Genomic DNA, 14,742 nt, shown 5'->3' with positions numbered 1-14,742 from the left:
TACCAAAACTAGTTAATAAGGCGAAAACAACAGCACTAAGTCACCGCCCCTCTATTTCTTTTCATTGTTAAGTTTGATAAAATGCAAAAGCTCCGCAATGGAATGCAGCTTTATCAGGCGATTTTCAAAGATCACTTCCCAAATATTCGCTCCCAGCTGATCTTTTAAAGCGTTAATCTTAAATCTTGCCCTTTCACCCTTTTCGATCCTTATCCCTTGTCTTTGAAATGCTTTTTTAGTCCACAATACCTGTTTTTCATTTCCTGACAAGTCTATTAAATACGATTGCGCCTGTCGCTCAATGACGAAGCCGCCCGATAGTGCGTCGAACAATATCCCATTCTTGTTGAATGCGGATTCGAAAGAACCGTTTAATATCAAATCTTCGGGCACGCCTGTCACCAGCGGCTTTCCGGGCTCCATCAACCAAAGCTGGTCGGCAGTTTGCAGGGCAAGATCGAGTTCGTGGGTACTTAGTAAAATGGCTTTTTGCGTTTCGTCGGCGAGGTAATGCAGCAATTTCATCAGCTCTATCCTGCTAGGCAAATCCAAATGTGCCGTGGGCTCGTCGAGCATGATCACGCCGGTATCCTGCGCCAGCGCCCTCGCGAGCATTACTTTCTGCCGCTCCCCGTCGCTGAGCTGGTTCATGTGCCGGTCTAGCAGCTGGTCGGTCCCGGTAAATGCAATTGCTTCATTTACTTTTTCCTGATCCTTTTCACTCAGTTTCCCAAGCCACCCCGTATAAGGTGTGCGGCCCAATGCGATCACTTCTGCGGCAGTCAGGTTACCGGTTTCGAGTCTTTCTGTTAAAACAAGACTGAGTTTCGTTGCCAGTCCCTGGGGTTTCAGCGCGGTTAGCGGCTGATTATCAAGCATAACTTCTCCGGAAAGTGCAGGCTGCAAGCCAGCCAGCGTGCGCATTAATGTTGACTTCCCCGAACCATTCGCACCCAGCAGACAGACCAGCTGACCTGCATACAAATTGAGATCAAGTTGGGTGGCGATAACCTTTTCGACTTTTTTGGAACGGTAACCGATCGAAAGGCCGGTGGTTTCGAGTACGGGTTGCAGGCCTTTCATGAGAATGACGAACGAAGGTTATTACTGCGCAAAATCACCCATATCACCACAGGAGCGCCCAAAAATGAGGTTACTACGTTAATAGGGATCACGGATTCGGTGCCCGGCAATTGGGCTACGATATCGCAAAAAAGCATTAATAAGGTTCCCGTCAGGCAGGTTGCGGGAATGAGAATGCGGTGGTTGGAGGTTTTTAATAGTGACCTTGTCAAATGCGGGATCGCAATTCCAATGAATCCGATAGGTCCGCAAAACGCAGTGATACTGCCGGTTAACAGACTGGTACTGATCATGATCAGCAGGCGTGTGCGGCTGATACTGAGTCCCATGCTTCTTGCGTAATTCTCTCCCAAAAGCAATGCATTCAGAGATTTGGAGGAAATAAATGCGATTCCCAAACCAAACAAAACCACCGCCGCCAGTGCAAATAAATGATATTGCGTAACGCCGCCCAGCGAGCCGAAAGTCCACATAATGTACTCCTGCAACTGCTCCGGCTGGCTGATATATTGCCAGATACTGATCACAGAAAGCGTAATGGTACCGATCATCACGCCCACAATCAGCAGTACCACATTGTCTTTCACCCTGCCAGCGATCAACAGGATCAGCGACAAAACGAGTGCTGAGCCTAGCGAGGCCATTAATATCACCAGCCAGCTGCCCGAAATTCCCAGCTCGCGGATCGCATACATGCCCGCGCTGCTTCCGCCCGCCAGCATGACCGATGCCACGCCGAGCCCGGCCCCGGCAGTTATTCCTAGTTCCGATGGTCCCGCGAGCGGGTTACGGAATAGGGTTTGCATTTGTAAACCGCTCACAGACAAGCCGCATCCTGCCAGAACAGCAGTAATAGCCTTCGGAATACGGATCTTTTCAACAATAAATAACCAGGCAGTATTTTCGGATTTCTGAAAGACGACAATATTGAATACCTCTTTAAATGGTATTGCCACTGACCCCAACATGATATCCAATGCAAACAGGGCGACCGTAAGTATTCCCAGGCCGGTCAGCAGCAACCCTTGTCTGTTTGCACGTGCGGTCATCTTATTACGGAAGTTGTTTATAGTAAACCAATTGATGCTCAGGCAGGAGCTCCGGGTGAAATATACGGATCAAATCGGCAAGTACCTTGTGCGGGTTGATAGTACCCGATTCAAAAAAATCGTTCGAACCCTGTGCATTCACGCGATTATTGTAGCTGTACATTTTCCCGCTTTTGTAAGCTTTGAAATCGGCATATCTTGAATCCATCGCCAGGACACTTTTGCGCGTATCACTTTTATCAAAACCCACATTCACCCAATATTCAGCATCCAATGCAAAAGGATATACGGATTCGAAATTCAGCGACAAGCTTCCGCCGCCTTTTGTGCCGCCCCAATGATAATCCGCGCCGGCGTCTTTCAGAAATTGCGCCATATAGTTTTCTCCGTTTGGCAAAAACCAGACGTCTTTTGTATTCAACCCTGAAATCACAGCAGGCTTTGACTTAGCAGAAGCTGCAAGCGCCGACAGATTTTTATATTCCTTTTCAATTACATCAAACTTATCGTTCACGAGTTTCTCCTTGTTCAGCAATGCAGCAGCTATCTTGACCCATTCCATTCTTGCGAGCGGCGTTGTTTCAATCCACTCGGAGTTGGCCAAAACCGGTATTCCGGCCTGTTTCAATATTGCATAACCATCTTTTTTTGCGCCCGATGTACCAATTGTCATCACTAGGTCAGGGTGCATTTCCACAAGTTTTTCCTGATTCAAACCATTATCTCGCCCCACTTCCGCGACTTTACCTGCTTTGATCATCGCATTCACGCTGGGTGAATATACGTATTGCAGGCTACCAAGCCCGGTCAGTATATTTTCAGCTCCCAAAAATTCCAGCAGTCCAATATGCATCGACGACATTGCGACCATGCTTTTTAGCGGAATCCGGATTTCCTGCGCGTCGGGAAATCCTTCCGGGCGAGTGGCCCCTTTTTCGAGCAGGATATATTGGTCCTGGCGGGCGCTTGAATCAGTATTTTTGATGCTTATTATTTTATACTGATCAAAATATCCGATTGAAAAACCTTTCGCGTGACGAACACTTGTCGTGTCAGTGAAGCTAGTTTTGGCTTGCTTTTCCTGCGGTTTTTCGTGGGAAGCTTTCTCTGTATTACATCCCTGCAGTAGCCAGAAAATTAGTAAAAGTGGGAGTAATTTCTTCATAGTTTTATTTTGAAACACTTATTAATCAGCATTTTGACCCCACAATAAAGAAGAGTCGCCGTAACTGAGGAAGCGGTAATTATTCTCAAATGCTTTTGTGTAAATATCCTTCCAATCTTTCCCTACAAAAGCGGCTACCAGTAAAATAAGCGTCGATCCAGGCTGGTGAAAATTGGTAAGAAGTCCTTTGCAAAGCTGAAAACGATAACCCGGAAAAATGAATATCTCCGTTTCACCGATCAGCTGTTCCATAGAGTTCGCATCCATAAAACGCGCTACCTCCGCAAGTGCTTCCGAGGATGTGGGAAGTGTGTTTTGAGAGGAATAGTAAGGATACAGTTTCTCAATCCTGAATTCGTCAGTTTCGTTTCTAAACAACTTCACACCAAACCAATACAAACTTTCCAGCGACCGCAGCGAAGTAGTGCCCACAGGAACTATCGTTTCAGGCGACGCGAGTAATTCATCAATCAATTGTCTAGAAAAAACGACCTGCTCGGAGTGCATCTGATGCGCCGTAACAGACTCCACTTTAATCGGCAGAAAAGTGCCGGCTCCCACGTGCAGCGTCAGAAATGAGCGGCGGATACCTTTTGCTTCCAGTTCTTCAAAAACACGATCTGTGAAATGCAGGCCGGCGGTAGGTGCCGCAACTGCGCCATCGTGATGCGCGTAAACGGTCTGGTAAGTCTGCTTGTCAGCCTCTTCGGTGTCGCGGTTCAGGTAGGGCGGCAATGGTATTTCGCCCAGTGCTTTTATAATTTCAAGAAATGTAAAATCTGCATTCCAGCTCAGCTGAACATGATTTTTCACATAATCCACATAAGAAACTTCCAGCGTAACTTCCTGCGTACCGACCTCGACACTCGTTTTCAAGCTTTCGCCTATCTTCCACCGTTTCTTGTTTCCGATCATACATTCCCAAACGCATTGCTGCTTCACCAGCATGGCATCCTGAATTACCCGAGTGGGAAATTCGGGATGCAGCAGCAGAATTTCGATCACTGCGCCGGTCGGTTTTTTAAAATAGGCCCGCGCAGGAATTACTTTGGTATTGTTGAAAATGAGTAAGGTATTGGCAGGAAGCTGTGCCGGTAAATCCGAAAATTGGCTGTGAGCTATATTCCCATTTCGATAAACAAGCAGTTTGGACTGATCGCGCACTTCAAGCGGATAATGCGCGATTCGTTCATCTGGCAGGTCATAAACGTAATCTTCGAGTGTTATCGCCTCTGCCTCCCGAAGCCAGCCGGCCTGCGTTATTTCGGGCGTCCCATTCTCATTTTCCATACCGCCAGATTTTACAGCTTATCCTCAGGAACAGGCGGCCGGAGCAGGCGCAAAGGCAACAGGAAGACAGCTACTATTAAAACGATCCCTGCGTAATACACCCAAGAAAAGTCGAAAACATCCAGCTTGTATTGCGTGCTATTAATGGTCGCCAGTGCAAAAAGGCTGAATCCCATGATGGTATTGATCACCGCTACCAGGAAGTAGATCCAGTTGATAAGGTGCTCGTTCAGCTCGGGACGGTTCTGCGCCCAGGCTTTTCTGTTCGGGATCGGGAGGTGCATTGGGTCTACATTGGAAATATGTCTGGCAAATGCGGCGATCACCACATTGTTCAGCAAAAAGAGACCCATAATGATGTAAAAAATATGTTCTTTACTCACATACCGTTCCGCAAGGCCGGTATTGGCAAAGTCTACTGCGACCATTTCGGGGAATAGTGAATAGGTCCAGACCAGCGCTCCGACCACAAACAATATGGACATCCAGCGCCAGATTTTTATTGCAAATGTTGTAATTTTCATGAATTCTTCAACCTTCCGGAGGTTTTCGCCAAATTAAAATCAGGGTGCAAAATTAGGGCGGGGAGTTTCTAAAACCTAATTGACAACGAAGCCAAAAATGAAAATATACACAAAGACAGGTGACAAAGGCATGACGTCGCTGATCGGGGGCACGCGGCTCAGCAAGGCCCACGTGCGGATCGATGCGTACGGGACAGTGGATGAACTGAACAGCTATATCGGCCTCCTGCGCGACCAGCCCGTGAATGAGGGGAGGAAAGAATTGTTGAAGGAAATCCAGGACAGGCTCTTTACCATCGGCTCGCATTTAGCCTCAGAATCAGACCGTAGCAAGCGCATATTGCCTGACCTGCACGATGACGACATTTTTCTGCTGGAAACCGAAATGGACCAGATCGAGCTGAGCGTTCCCACGTTGCGCGCATTCGTTTTGCCGGGCGGGCACCAGTCGGTTTCATTCGGGCACCTGGCCAGGACGGTTTGCCGCCGGGCCGAGCGCGGGGTGATCCATTTGCAGCAGGGTGAGGAAGTGGAAGAAATCGTTGTCAGGTATCTCAACAGGCTTTCCGACTACCTTTTCATGCTTTGCCGGGCGATGACTTATGAGCTTGGAATTGAGGAAGTGACGTGGAATCCGCGGGTATCTTCAAAAAAATAATTGTTATACTAAATATCGGGTATTTATAGATTAAATATTTAAATTGCAATCCCTGATAAAGTCGTTATTAGCGTACGAAAAATTAAATTCTGGCATCATGACAGCCGACACATTACAGATTGAGATTCAGCCTACAAGCCAGTCTCGCTTACAGGATGTTGACTTCAACAACCTGGTTTTTGGCCGGAATATTTCCGACCACATGTTTATCGCCGAATATCGCGGAGGCCAATGGCAGGACCTTCGGATCGTCCCTTACGGCGACCTCTCGCTCAGCCCTGCTACTGCTGCGCTTCATTACGGACAAGCGATCTTCGAAGGAATGAAAGCTTATAAGAATGAAGAAGGGGAAGTGCTTCTTTTCCGTGCGATAGATAACTGGAAACGACTCAATAAATCGGCAGAACGCCTTTGCATGCCTTCGATTCCGGAAGACGTTTTCATGAACGGGCTGCTTGAACTGCTTCGCCTGGATTCAGGCTGGGTACCTTCACAGCCGGGCTGCTCGCTGTACATTCGTCCGTACATGTTCGCTACCGATCCTTATATTGGTGTAAAACCATCTGATTCATATTACTTTATCATATTCACAAGTCCGGTAGGTACTTACTATGCGAAGCCGCCGCGGGTTAAAGTGGAAACGCATTTTATCCGTGCCGCCGAAGGTGGTGTGGGCGGTACCAAATGTGCTGGTAACTACGCCGGTTCATTGTACCCTGCCAAGCTTGCACAGGAGGAGGGTTATGATCAGCTGATCTGGACCGACGCCCGCGAGCATGCTTATATTGAAGAATCGGGCACGATGAATATCATGTTCCTGATCGATGGAAAGCTGGTAACACCTTATGTATCAGAAACTACGCTTGACGGAATTACCAGGAAAAGCATTGTAGAAATCGCTAAAACGTGGGGTATTCCGGTGGAAGAGCGCAGGGTAAGTGTGAAGGAAATCATCGACGCCGCAAAAGACGGAACGCTTGAATCGGCTTTCGGAGCTGGTACAGCAGTAGTAATATCTCCTTTCGCGACCATCGCTTATGAAGGTGTAGACTACGCACTTCCCGAGATCAAAGAAGATTCATTTGTCAATAAAGTGAAAAACTACCTGACCGACCTCCGCACCGGCAAAGTCGAAGACGGATTCGGCTGGATGACGAAAGTGTAGTTTGGGTTTTTGAGTTGATGAGTTTAGAGTTTATGAGTAAAGAGTTCAAAGTAAGGGTCCGCCCAAAGCTTTGAGCTCTTTTTCTATATTCACTCATTCACTCATTCACTCATTCACTCATTCACTCATTCACTCATTCACTCATTCACTCATTCACTCATTCAATCATTCAATCATTCAATCATTCAATCATTCAATCATTCAATCATTCAATCATTCAATCATTCAATCATTCAAAACTCTCACCTACCCCGAACCACACAGAACTACTCCGAACTACAAACTCTATACTCATAAACCCTAAACAAACGTCCGAGTCCCCGAGTAATTCTCCCGAAACTCCTTCGGTGTGCAGCCGTTTTTACTTTTGAATATCCGGTTAAAATAGGACAGGTTATTGAACCCGCATTTGTAGGCGATTTCGGAAACTGTATTACTGGTGTTGATCAAATACCGCGACGCGTGCCCCAGTCTGATCTCGTTCAAACTCTCGATAAAAGTCTTCCCGGTTCTTTTCTTGATAAACCGGCTGAAAGAAACCTCAGACATACCTGCCAGCTTCGACACAGCGTCGAGATCAATTTCCTTGTCATAGTTATCCCGCATAAAAACAAATACCTTCTCAATCCGCCGGCTGTTGAAATTGATGGTATCATCGGTGAAAGTACCTTTTGAAAGTGTCCGCATATTGCGCGAAACGGACAGATCATGCAGGATTGACATCAGTTCCAATATCGAATCGAACCCACTTTTTTGTTCCAAGGCCTGGAACCGTGGCAATATCCTTTCAATCGTATCTTTTGAAAAAGCTATCCCTTTCGCCGATTTTTCCAGCAGCGACCGGACGAAAAACAGTTGGTTCCGTTTCAGGAATTTTTCGTCAAAAAGATCTTTGTGAAACTGCACCGTAATCTCCTTCACTTCCGGCATTCCCTCCTCCCATTTATAGCTGTGCGTAAGCCAGCCGTGCGGGAGGTTATTTCCTACCAGTACCAGTTCTGCATTATCGATCACCTCACTATGGTCGCCCACAATGCGCTTGACGCCGCGCCCGGACAGGATCAGATTCAGCTCGAACTCTTCGTGCGTATGTAATGGAAAGTCAAAAACTGTCTTACTTCTTGTAAATACCGTAAAACAGTCGTATTGCGTCAAAGGGGTGATCTCGCGGTAAATTTCATTCATAGACCTGGGCTTACAATATATAAATTTACCAATAACAGTTTAAATTGTATCAGGCAGCGCCAATAATTTATAGCTATAAAATATTTAAATAGTGCCAATAAGCAGATTTTACCGAAGGTTAGCTCAACCTGTCACACAGTAATTTTTAGGTTGACTTTTTGTTTTTTGTTCTAATTTTGAAATTCACCTTATCTACGTTATTTCCCTTTAATATGATACAATCATTCACAGCCGATGCGGACAAAGATGTCGTTTTTGCAAAAGTTCAGCAGTTTATCGACGAGCAGGGCTTCACGGTTGTCAGCAAAGATCATTTTCGGCCCTGGGGCGGCTTTTTTGTTTTAGACGAAAGTCAGGCGCCACAATTCATTTCGACTTTTTTCCCGCATTTGTCACTGGAAGACTTCGCAGGCTACGAAAAATTGAGTCCCAAAATTCTGGTAGTGGCTCCAAACAAGCGCCTTTCGTGGCAATATCACCACCGCCGCGCTGAGATCTGGAAAGTAATAGGAGGAAATGCAGGAATCGTGATTAGTGATACCGACGAAGAAACCGAATTGCAGCAATTACCGATCGGAACTGTTGTTGACCTGAAAAAAGGCGAGCGCCACCGGTTGGTTGGTGTAAATGAATGGGGTTTCGTAGCTGAGATCTGGCAACATACAGATCCTGCCAATCCTTCTGATGAAGACGATATTGTGCGTGTTCAGGATGATTTTGGGAGATAAAAATAGAAAGGCTTTTCATTGTTTTGACAAAATTCAGGCTATCATATGAAATTCGGAAAAGTTGACAATCCCGCAGAAATCGATTTCACGCTGCCGCCCGATGCACCTGGCACCAAAATTATTTTTGCCAATGCAAAAGGCGAGGGCAACCCCGAAATTTGTATCGGCTGCGCCAAATGGAATAAAACGGACCTGAAAACCTTCTACCCGAAAGGGACCAAAGACGAGCTGGGCTACTATGCGACGCAGTTCAACAGTATCGAGCTGAATGCCACATTTTATAATAACTTCCCCGTTGAAACCATCGAAGGCTGGTACAATAAAACTACCCCGGGTTTCAAGTTTTTTCCCAAGATACACCAGGGTGTAAGTCATTGGAAAAGGCTGAAAGAAGCAAAGGAACAAACTGACGTGTACCTAGACGGGATTTCGCATTTACAGGAAAAACTGGGAATGCTGTTTCTGCAAATGCCGGATAATTTTGGCCCCAAGAACTGGGAGGCACTCAAAGCATATCTGGAAGAGTGGCCGTCGGGCTTTCCGCTTGCACTGGAATTGCGGCACACCGGCTGGTACGATGGCACATTTGACAACACGGAGTTTTACGAAGTGCTCGAAAAAAATAATATCACGCACATCATCACTGACGCAGCCGGGCGCAGGGACCTATTGCACATGCGTTTGACTACGCCTATTGCATTTATCCGTTATAATGGCGCCAATGTGGATTCTGATTATACGAGGCTCGACGAGTGGTTTGAAAGGATAAAAGTGTGGGTAGCTGAAGGTATTGAAAAAATCTACTTTTTCGTCCATCAAAACCACGAAGAAGCCTCGCCCTTTTTATCGGGTTACCTGATCAGGAAATTTAACGACGAGCTGGGGATGAACCTGCACGTACCTATTGACCCGAAGAATGCCGGGCAGATTAAGCTGCTTTGAATTCTGAACAAATGACCGGGCTAATCAGGACAAATAGCGAAAATCCTGACTTTAAAGCATTGACGGACAAGCTGGACGATGAGCTTTGCCGGATATATAATACTAAAAAGGAGGATTTTGAGGAGTACAACAGGATTGTAGGTTTAAATACGGTTTTACTTGCCTATTCCGAAAGTCACCTTGCCGCTTGCGGCTGTTTTAAGATACTGAATGAAAACACAATAGAGCTTAAACGGATGTATGTGGAGCCCGACTTTCGCGGTCGCGGTATTGCTTCTGCTCTGGTAGCTGAGATAGAGAAGTGGGCACTGGAATTGGGATATAATACTGCGTTTCTTGAAACCGGCAAGGGGCAACCACAGGCAATAGCATTGTATAAAAAGCTAGGTTACAAGCCGGTTACCGACCCGATTTTAGCAGTATCCGATTATAGTGTATGTATGCAAAAGGATTTGAAATCGTAAAAAACCAAGCAAATGGCAAATAAATTCCTCGGTCTCCGGACTACCATTTACAAAGTCCCCGACATTGAAAAAGCAAAAGCCTGGTACACGGAAGCATTCGAAACCGCGCCGTATTTCGACGAGCCGTTTTACGTCGGGTTCAATATCGCCGGTTACGAGTTAGGCTTGCAGCCGGAAGAGGCAGAAATGTCTGGAAAGATAGCGAATGTAGTAACCTATTGGGGGGTAGAAAACGCAGAGCAGGAGTTTGACAGACTGATCAGCCTCGGCGCCACGCCCCACGAAGAGCCCACGAATGTCGGCGGCGATATCGTAGTAGCCTCCGTGCTCGACCCCTGGGGTAATGTAATTGGGTTGATCTATAACCCAGAGTTTACGATGGAATAGGGTTAGATGTGTTTTCGGAATGAAATCGGCGTCTAGATCATACCTTGCAGGGCTTTGGGAGGCTTAATATAATAATGCTCTCTCTCATAAGCTTCTGCCGCAAGTGCCATTTTGCGTATCTTCTGCATTTCCGCCTCGGAAAGATTGACCTCGCCTTTATTCATTAAGACCAATATCTCCTCCATAATACGGTCATACTCTGGCTCGGTGTCTATTTTTATGTAGGTACTATTCATTTTTTTCTGAGCTTAATTGTTGAGGCATCTATTTTATCGTATTCATCATGCGTCCCAATAAACAATAGATAAATAGTTCTGATACTAAAGTTGATAAGGGCTATTAGCCGATAATTGTTTCCCTTTATGTTAAATACGTATCTATCATTTCCGACGGCGTCGACCGAATTGAAATCTGCTTTTAATTGATGAAAATTTGACCAGTTTGCCTTTTCTGATGTTTTAAACCAGGTATTTAAGGCATTAGCTGAATCTGGATAACGTACTGTAAACTCCCTGATCAATTTGTAACTGATCACGACCATAATGTCCGCGAAAGTGTGTGTGACGTCATGATGGCTATTTATTAAAGTTAAACATATTTTAGAAAATCTGAATTCAAGTATAACAAAAATGGCAGACCTCCCGGTCTGCCATTTTTTAATAGGACAATATCAATTATCAAACCGCTAGCTGCTTCGTTTCCACTGTCGCCTTCAAATCGTGCAGCAGGCTGAATAGACCGAAAAACGTCCTGTTCATATAAATGAAATGCTTGGATCCGCGGTTCATATTCATTTTGCGAAGTTCTTTATCGTTGGCGTATTTCTCACCTAATGCGGCCAGTTTCAGGAAGAACGTTTCGTCTGAAAAATCAAATGTATCCGAGTTAAATGGCTGTGTCAGAAGTCCAAGTACGTCTTTGAAGAGATTTGAAAAATAGATGATCTCCTTTTCTGTATCCTTTGGTGTCAGGATTTCCAGTTCCATGAGCCTTTTATTATAGATCAGCGGATCGTTCAGATTTTCAGGCTCGGCCAGATCGAAATATGGCATGTAAAACGATTCAGGAATCTCTTTAATACAGCCAAAATCAATTGCAATCAAATTATCCTGGTCGTCGATCAGGAAATTGCCGGGGTGCGGATCTGCGTGGACTTTTCGCAGCTGATGTACCTGGAACATATAAAAGTCCCAAAGCGCCTGCCCTATTTTATTGGCTAAATGCTGGTCCTGATTAGTCTTCGTGAACTCCGACAAATGCCTTCCCTGCATCCAATCCATCGTAATAACCCTTTCGCAGGAATATTCGGGATAGTAAACCGGAAAACGAAGATTTGGAATGTGGGCACAAGCCTCTGCTATTTCAGCACTTTGCGCAATTTCCAGAATGTAATTGGTTTCTTCCGTCAGCTTGGTCTCAACCTCTTTGAAATACTTATCCGAATCTTTTGCCTGAATATTGAACATCCGCATTGCGATCGGCTTCACCAAGGCAAGGTCTGTTGAAATACTTTCCGCAACGCCGGGATACTGGATTTTTACTGCCAATTGTTTATCTCCAAGCGTAGCTTTATGCACCTGCCCGATGCTCGCGGCATTAATCGCGTTTGCGTCGAAAGAGTCAAAAAGGTCAAGTGGAGATTTACCAAAATATTTACGGAACGTTTTCACAACCAGCGGAGCAGAAAGCGGCGGTACCGAAAACTGCGACAGCGAAAACTTCTCCACATAAGCCTGAGGAAGGAAATTCTTCTCCATACTTAGCATTTGAGCCAATTTCAATGCACTGCCTTTCAGGTTTTTAAGACCGTCATAAATATCTTCCGCATTATTCGTATTCAAATTATCACGTGCCGACTCCGGGTTTGTGATCTTCTCGCCATAATACTTCAAATAATTCCCGCCGATTTTCACGCCGGTCGAGATCAATTTAGAGGCACGCTGAATTTTCGAGGTAGGTATACTATCAATTGTCTCCATTCCTACCGCAGCTTTTCTTTAATGAGAAATTTTCCAAAATCAATAATGCTTTCAAGTGGTGAAGTATCGATCAGGTCGAATGTGGCGCGGAGCGACTTTTCGATAAACAGGTCTGTTTTTTCAAACCCGATCGACTCGTCGTCAAGCCAGAATCGCAACGTCACCAGAAACTGGATCCAGGCGCCTTCGTTCAACGCGTCCTGTTGTGCGCTGCGAATCCTTTCGCTCTTCATTTTGAGGTATCCCGTGCTGATCTGGTTGACGAATTCTTTAAATTCCTTCCGGAATTCTTTCAACTTCATCAGACTGTCCAGCTTGTTTTTATTGTCTTTCAAAGCCAATATCACATAGCTCCTATTCGCTGTAAGTATCTCAAAATAAGTGTAATAGTAAGTCAGCAACTTATCCTGAAAACCCAGTAATACAGTATCCTGACTCTGATCCATTAGCTGTACAGCGAGCTTATGAAAGCTAACGAATACACTTTTTTCAATCGCGTCGATGGACGAGAAATGTTTATAAAAATCCTTTTCCACAATTCCATTCTGCTTGCAGAACAAATACACCGACTCAGGCTTTTTGTTGTGTTCCAAACAGTAATGCATGAATAATTCGGTAATTTTTTCGGAGGTAATCTCCTGTGCAGCGGCCGGAAGTTCTCTCAATTTTGTTGCCATTATAGATGTTGATTAGCGCAAAATGTCTACACTGAAGAACGCAAACGCCGCGCTATTCGTGCCAGTTTCTACATCGTATTCGAGGAAAGTTTCAACCGAACACGTTCAGCTTCAGGAAGTCATTGACGAATTTTCCCTTCGGATCGTATTCCCTCGCCAGCTTTCTGAAATCAGCCAGTTTATCATACCGTTTTTCAAGAAGAGCGGGTGAAATCGTAAAAAGTTTCCCCCAATGCGGCCGGACATTGAACGGAGCAAGTTCGCGTTCGATAACTGGCAAAAGCTTGCTCACAGCCGCCCATTCCTGTTTCCAGGTAAAGTGAATAGCGACCGAATCTTGCTTATAACACGGACTGAGCCATAAATCATCCGCCGCAATAGTCCGGATTTCGGAGGTGAAAAGGTGCGGGCCGACCTGGTTGCCTAACTTGGAAATCGCCATAATAGCTTCCACGGCATTTTTGCGCGGCACGAAATATTCCGACTGCAACTCTTTTCCGCTGCTGGGCGTGAAACCCATTTTGAAATGCGGCATCCGATCGTACCAGGGACCCGGCACGCCCATTTGCTCGGTACAATTCTCAGCTGAAAGTTGCGGGATCGGATGCAGGTTTTTAGTAGCGAGTTTTGCCCCGAAAAATTCCTTTTCTGCTTTGAAAGCATTATCTCCGACCTTGAACTTTACCCACACTTCCTGAATCGCGTTACTTTGCCAGTTGGTGAAAAGGCTGACACTGTACCCAGCAGATTCAATCGCATCAAAATGCTCCTTTAATTGGTCGAGCGGCAGGTTTTCGTACACATATTGGCCCATCATAAAAGTGGGCTGCACATCGAGGGTAACCTGCGTTACGACACCCAAAGCACCCAGGTTTACGACCGCCGCATTGAATTTCTCCCCATCGCTCTTTCTGCTTAACTGGACTACTTCACCGCTCGCGGTAACCAGCTCCATCGCAGCAACCGCCGTCGACATATTCCCGTTTTTCTCCCCCGAACCGTGCGTAGCCGTAGCGCAGGCGCCGGCTACAGAAATATGCGGCAGCGAGGCGAGATTATGCAATGCAAATCCTTTTTTATGCAGGACAGGGCTCAGCTGACCATATTTCAGGCCGGCATTCACAGTAACTGTTTTGTTTTTTTCGTCTAAAACAACCTGCTCGTCCGCATTAACTACAGATATAAACTGGTCTTTCGTGTCTGCGATATTATTGAAGCAATGCCGCGTACCGAGCACTTTGAGCTTGGGATATTTGACAACTATTTCCTTCACCTGCTGCAACGATTTCACCGAATCCAGCTTTTCAGTACTATACTCGAGGTTACCTGCCCAGTTTTTTAGCTTTTCGCCGGTTACGGCCCATCCTTCGAGTGGTGAAAACAGTGGAGCTGTCATGAATGCAGATGATAATTTGATAAATGTTCTCTTTTTCATACCGGGGGAAT

Annotated in this window: 17 protein-coding genes; 6 read left to right on the top strand and 11 right to left on the bottom strand. The window is 45.7% G+C overall.

Annotation, left to right across the window (positions count from 1 at the left end):
* Positions 1-51: 51 nt before the first annotated feature.
* Genes KOD92_RS23090 through KOD92_RS23070 form a run of 5 tightly spaced genes read right to left on the bottom strand, consistent with a single transcriptional unit; the run spans position 52 to position 5,111 of the window.
* Entirely contained in the window at positions 52-1,083 is a 1,032-nt protein-coding gene (locus tag KOD92_RS23090; RefSeq protein ID WP_215235982.1) for an ABC transporter ATP-binding protein, read from the bottom strand.
* Positions 1,080-2,132 (bottom strand): FecCD family ABC transporter permease, encoded by a 1,053-nt coding sequence (locus tag KOD92_RS23085; protein WP_215235981.1) that lies wholly within the window; start codon positions 2,130-2,132, stop codon positions 1,080-1,082. The genes KOD92_RS23090 and KOD92_RS23085 overlap by 4 nt, the downstream gene beginning before the upstream one ends.
* Before the next feature lie 4 nt (positions 2,133-2,136).
* On the bottom strand, positions 2,137-3,297 hold the full coding sequence (locus KOD92_RS23080; protein WP_215235980.1) for an ABC transporter substrate-binding protein: 1,161 nt from the start codon (positions 3,295-3,297) through the stop codon (positions 2,137-2,139).
* 21 nt (positions 3,298-3,318) lie between these two features.
* Complete coding sequence (locus KOD92_RS23075; protein WP_215235979.1) at positions 3,319-4,587, bottom strand: S-adenosylmethionine:tRNA ribosyltransferase-isomerase; 1,269 nt, start codon at positions 4,585-4,587, stop codon at positions 3,319-3,321.
* Between the two features lie 11 nt (positions 4,588-4,598).
* On the bottom strand, positions 4,599-5,111 hold the full coding sequence (locus tag KOD92_RS23070) for a hypothetical protein (RefSeq protein ID WP_215235978.1): 513 nt from the start codon (positions 5,109-5,111) through the stop codon (positions 4,599-4,601).
* A 97-nt stretch (positions 5,112-5,208) separates the two neighbouring features.
* Here KOD92_RS23070 and KOD92_RS23065 point away from each other — a divergent pair, with 97 nt between their 5' ends.
* Both KOD92_RS23065 and KOD92_RS23060 read left to right on the top strand, forming a co-directional pair.
* Positions 5,209-5,769, top strand: a complete 561-nt coding sequence (locus KOD92_RS23065; RefSeq protein WP_215235977.1) for a cob(I)yrinic acid a,c-diamide adenosyltransferase — start codon at positions 5,209-5,211, stop codon at positions 5,767-5,769.
* 97 nt (positions 5,770-5,866) lie between these two features.
* Entirely contained in the window at positions 5,867-6,934 is a 1,068-nt protein-coding gene (locus tag KOD92_RS23060; RefSeq protein ID WP_215235976.1) for a branched-chain amino acid aminotransferase, read from the top strand.
* Positions 6,935-7,234: 300 nt separating this feature from the next.
* Here the strand turns inward: KOD92_RS23060 and KOD92_RS23055 are convergent, their stop codons facing one another.
* A complete protein-coding gene (locus KOD92_RS23055) occupies positions 7,235-8,119 on the bottom strand; it encodes an AraC family transcriptional regulator (protein ID WP_215235975.1) in 885 nt (294 codons plus the stop codon).
* Positions 8,120-8,331: 212 nt separating this feature from the next.
* On the opposite strand from KOD92_RS23055, the gene KOD92_RS23050 reads away from it, so the two are divergent.
* Genes KOD92_RS23050 through KOD92_RS23035 form a run of 4 tightly spaced genes read left to right on the top strand, consistent with a single transcriptional unit; the run spans position 8,332 to position 10,640 of the window.
* Complete coding sequence (locus tag KOD92_RS23050) at positions 8,332-8,847, top strand: cupin domain-containing protein (RefSeq protein ID WP_215235974.1); 516 nt, start codon at positions 8,332-8,334, stop codon at positions 8,845-8,847.
* Positions 8,848-8,892: 45 nt separating this feature from the next.
* Positions 8,893-9,789 carry a DUF72 domain-containing protein gene (locus KOD92_RS23045; RefSeq protein WP_215235973.1) on the top strand — a complete coding sequence of 299 codons (897 nt, stop codon included), beginning with the start codon at positions 8,893-8,895 and terminating at the stop codon, positions 9,787-9,789.
* An 11-nt stretch (positions 9,790-9,800) separates the two neighbouring features.
* A complete protein-coding gene (locus KOD92_RS23040) occupies positions 9,801-10,253 on the top strand; it encodes a GNAT family N-acetyltransferase (RefSeq protein ID WP_215235972.1) in 453 nt (150 codons plus the stop codon).
* A 12-nt stretch (positions 10,254-10,265) separates the two neighbouring features.
* On the top strand, positions 10,266-10,640 hold the full coding sequence (locus tag KOD92_RS23035; protein ID WP_215235971.1) for a VOC family protein: 375 nt from the start codon (positions 10,266-10,268) through the stop codon (positions 10,638-10,640).
* Between the two features lie 32 nt (positions 10,641-10,672).
* On the opposite strand, the gene KOD92_RS23030 is transcribed toward KOD92_RS23035, so the two are convergent.
* The 5 genes from KOD92_RS23030 to KOD92_RS23010 form a co-directional block, all read right to left on the bottom strand.
* Positions 10,673-10,876 carry a hypothetical protein gene (locus KOD92_RS23030; protein WP_215235970.1) on the bottom strand — a complete coding sequence of 68 codons (204 nt, stop codon included), beginning with the start codon at positions 10,874-10,876 and terminating at the stop codon, positions 10,673-10,675.
* Complete coding sequence (locus KOD92_RS23025; protein WP_215235969.1) at positions 10,873-11,181, bottom strand: type II toxin-antitoxin system HigB family toxin; 309 nt, start codon at positions 11,179-11,181, stop codon at positions 10,873-10,875. The genes KOD92_RS23030 and KOD92_RS23025 overlap by 4 nt, the downstream gene beginning before the upstream one ends.
* Before the next feature lie 136 nt (positions 11,182-11,317).
* Entirely contained in the window at positions 11,318-12,619 is a 1,302-nt protein-coding gene (locus tag KOD92_RS23020) for an ABC1 kinase family protein (protein ID WP_215235968.1), read from the bottom strand.
* A gap of 2 nt (positions 12,620-12,621) precedes the next feature.
* Positions 12,622-13,296, bottom strand: coding sequence for a TetR family transcriptional regulator C-terminal domain-containing protein (locus tag KOD92_RS23015; RefSeq protein ID WP_215235967.1), 675 nt, complete (start codon positions 13,294-13,296; stop codon positions 12,622-12,624).
* A gap of 91 nt (positions 13,297-13,387) precedes the next feature.
* Positions 13,388-14,731, bottom strand: a complete 1,344-nt coding sequence (locus KOD92_RS23010; protein ID WP_215235966.1) for a D-arabinono-1,4-lactone oxidase — start codon at positions 14,729-14,731, stop codon at positions 13,388-13,390.
* Between the last annotated feature and the right edge of the window lie 11 nt (positions 14,732-14,742).

The organism is Dyadobacter linearis (assembly GCF_907165045.1).
Classification (GTDB): domain Bacteria; phylum Bacteroidota; class Bacteroidia; order Cytophagales; family Spirosomataceae; genus Dyadobacter; species Dyadobacter linearis.
Note: the sequence above shows the minus strand (reverse complement) of the source record. Positions and strands in the feature narration are given on the sequence as shown.

Bases quoted from the DNA above. Each gene is read 5' to 3' on its own strand.
- KOD92_RS23030 (WP_215235970.1), bottom strand. From the start codon at position 10,876: ATGAATAGTACCTACATAAAAATAGACACCGAGCCAGAGTATGACCGT.
- KOD92_RS23040 (WP_215235972.1), top strand. From the start codon at position 9,801: ATGACCGGGCTAATCAGGACAAATAGCGAAAATCCTGACTTTAAAGCA.
- KOD92_RS23025 (WP_215235969.1), bottom strand. From the start codon at position 11,181: ATGGTCGTGATCAGTTACAAATTGATCAGGGAGTTTACAGTACGTTAT.
- KOD92_RS23090 (WP_215235982.1), bottom strand. From the start codon at position 1,083: ATGAAAGGCCTGCAACCCGTACTCGAAACCACCGGCCTTTCGATCGGT.
- KOD92_RS23010 (WP_215235966.1), bottom strand. From the start codon at position 14,731: ATGAAAAAGAGAACATTTATCAAATTATCATCTGCATTCATGACAGCT.
- KOD92_RS23080 (WP_215235980.1), bottom strand. From the start codon at position 3,297: ATGAAGAAATTACTCCCACTTTTACTAATTTTCTGGCTACTGCAGGGA.
- KOD92_RS23035 (WP_215235971.1), top strand. From the start codon at position 10,266: ATGGCAAATAAATTCCTCGGTCTCCGGACTACCATTTACAAAGTCCCC.
- KOD92_RS23055 (WP_215235975.1), bottom strand. From the start codon at position 8,119: ATGAATGAAATTTACCGCGAGATCACCCCTTTGACGCAATACGACTGT.
- KOD92_RS23070 (WP_215235978.1), bottom strand. From the start codon at position 5,111: ATGAAAATTACAACATTTGCAATAAAAATCTGGCGCTGGATGTCCATA.
- KOD92_RS23065 (WP_215235977.1), top strand. From the start codon at position 5,209: ATGAAAATATACACAAAGACAGGTGACAAAGGCATGACGTCGCTGATC.
- KOD92_RS23015 (WP_215235967.1), bottom strand. From the start codon at position 13,296: ATGGCAACAAAATTGAGAGAACTTCCGGCCGCTGCACAGGAGATTACC.
- KOD92_RS23050 (WP_215235974.1), top strand. From the start codon at position 8,332: ATGATACAATCATTCACAGCCGATGCGGACAAAGATGTCGTTTTTGCA.
- KOD92_RS23045 (WP_215235973.1), top strand. From the start codon at position 8,893: ATGAAATTCGGAAAAGTTGACAATCCCGCAGAAATCGATTTCACGCTG.
- KOD92_RS23085 (WP_215235981.1), bottom strand. From the start codon at position 2,132: ATGACCGCACGTGCAAACAGACAAGGGTTGCTGCTGACCGGCCTGGGA.
- KOD92_RS23020 (WP_215235968.1), bottom strand. From the start codon at position 12,619: ATGGAGACAATTGATAGTATACCTACCTCGAAAATTCAGCGTGCCTCT.
- KOD92_RS23060 (WP_215235976.1), top strand. From the start codon at position 5,867: ATGACAGCCGACACATTACAGATTGAGATTCAGCCTACAAGCCAGTCT.
- KOD92_RS23075 (WP_215235979.1), bottom strand. From the start codon at position 4,587: ATGGAAAATGAGAATGGGACGCCCGAAATAACGCAGGCCGGCTGGCTT.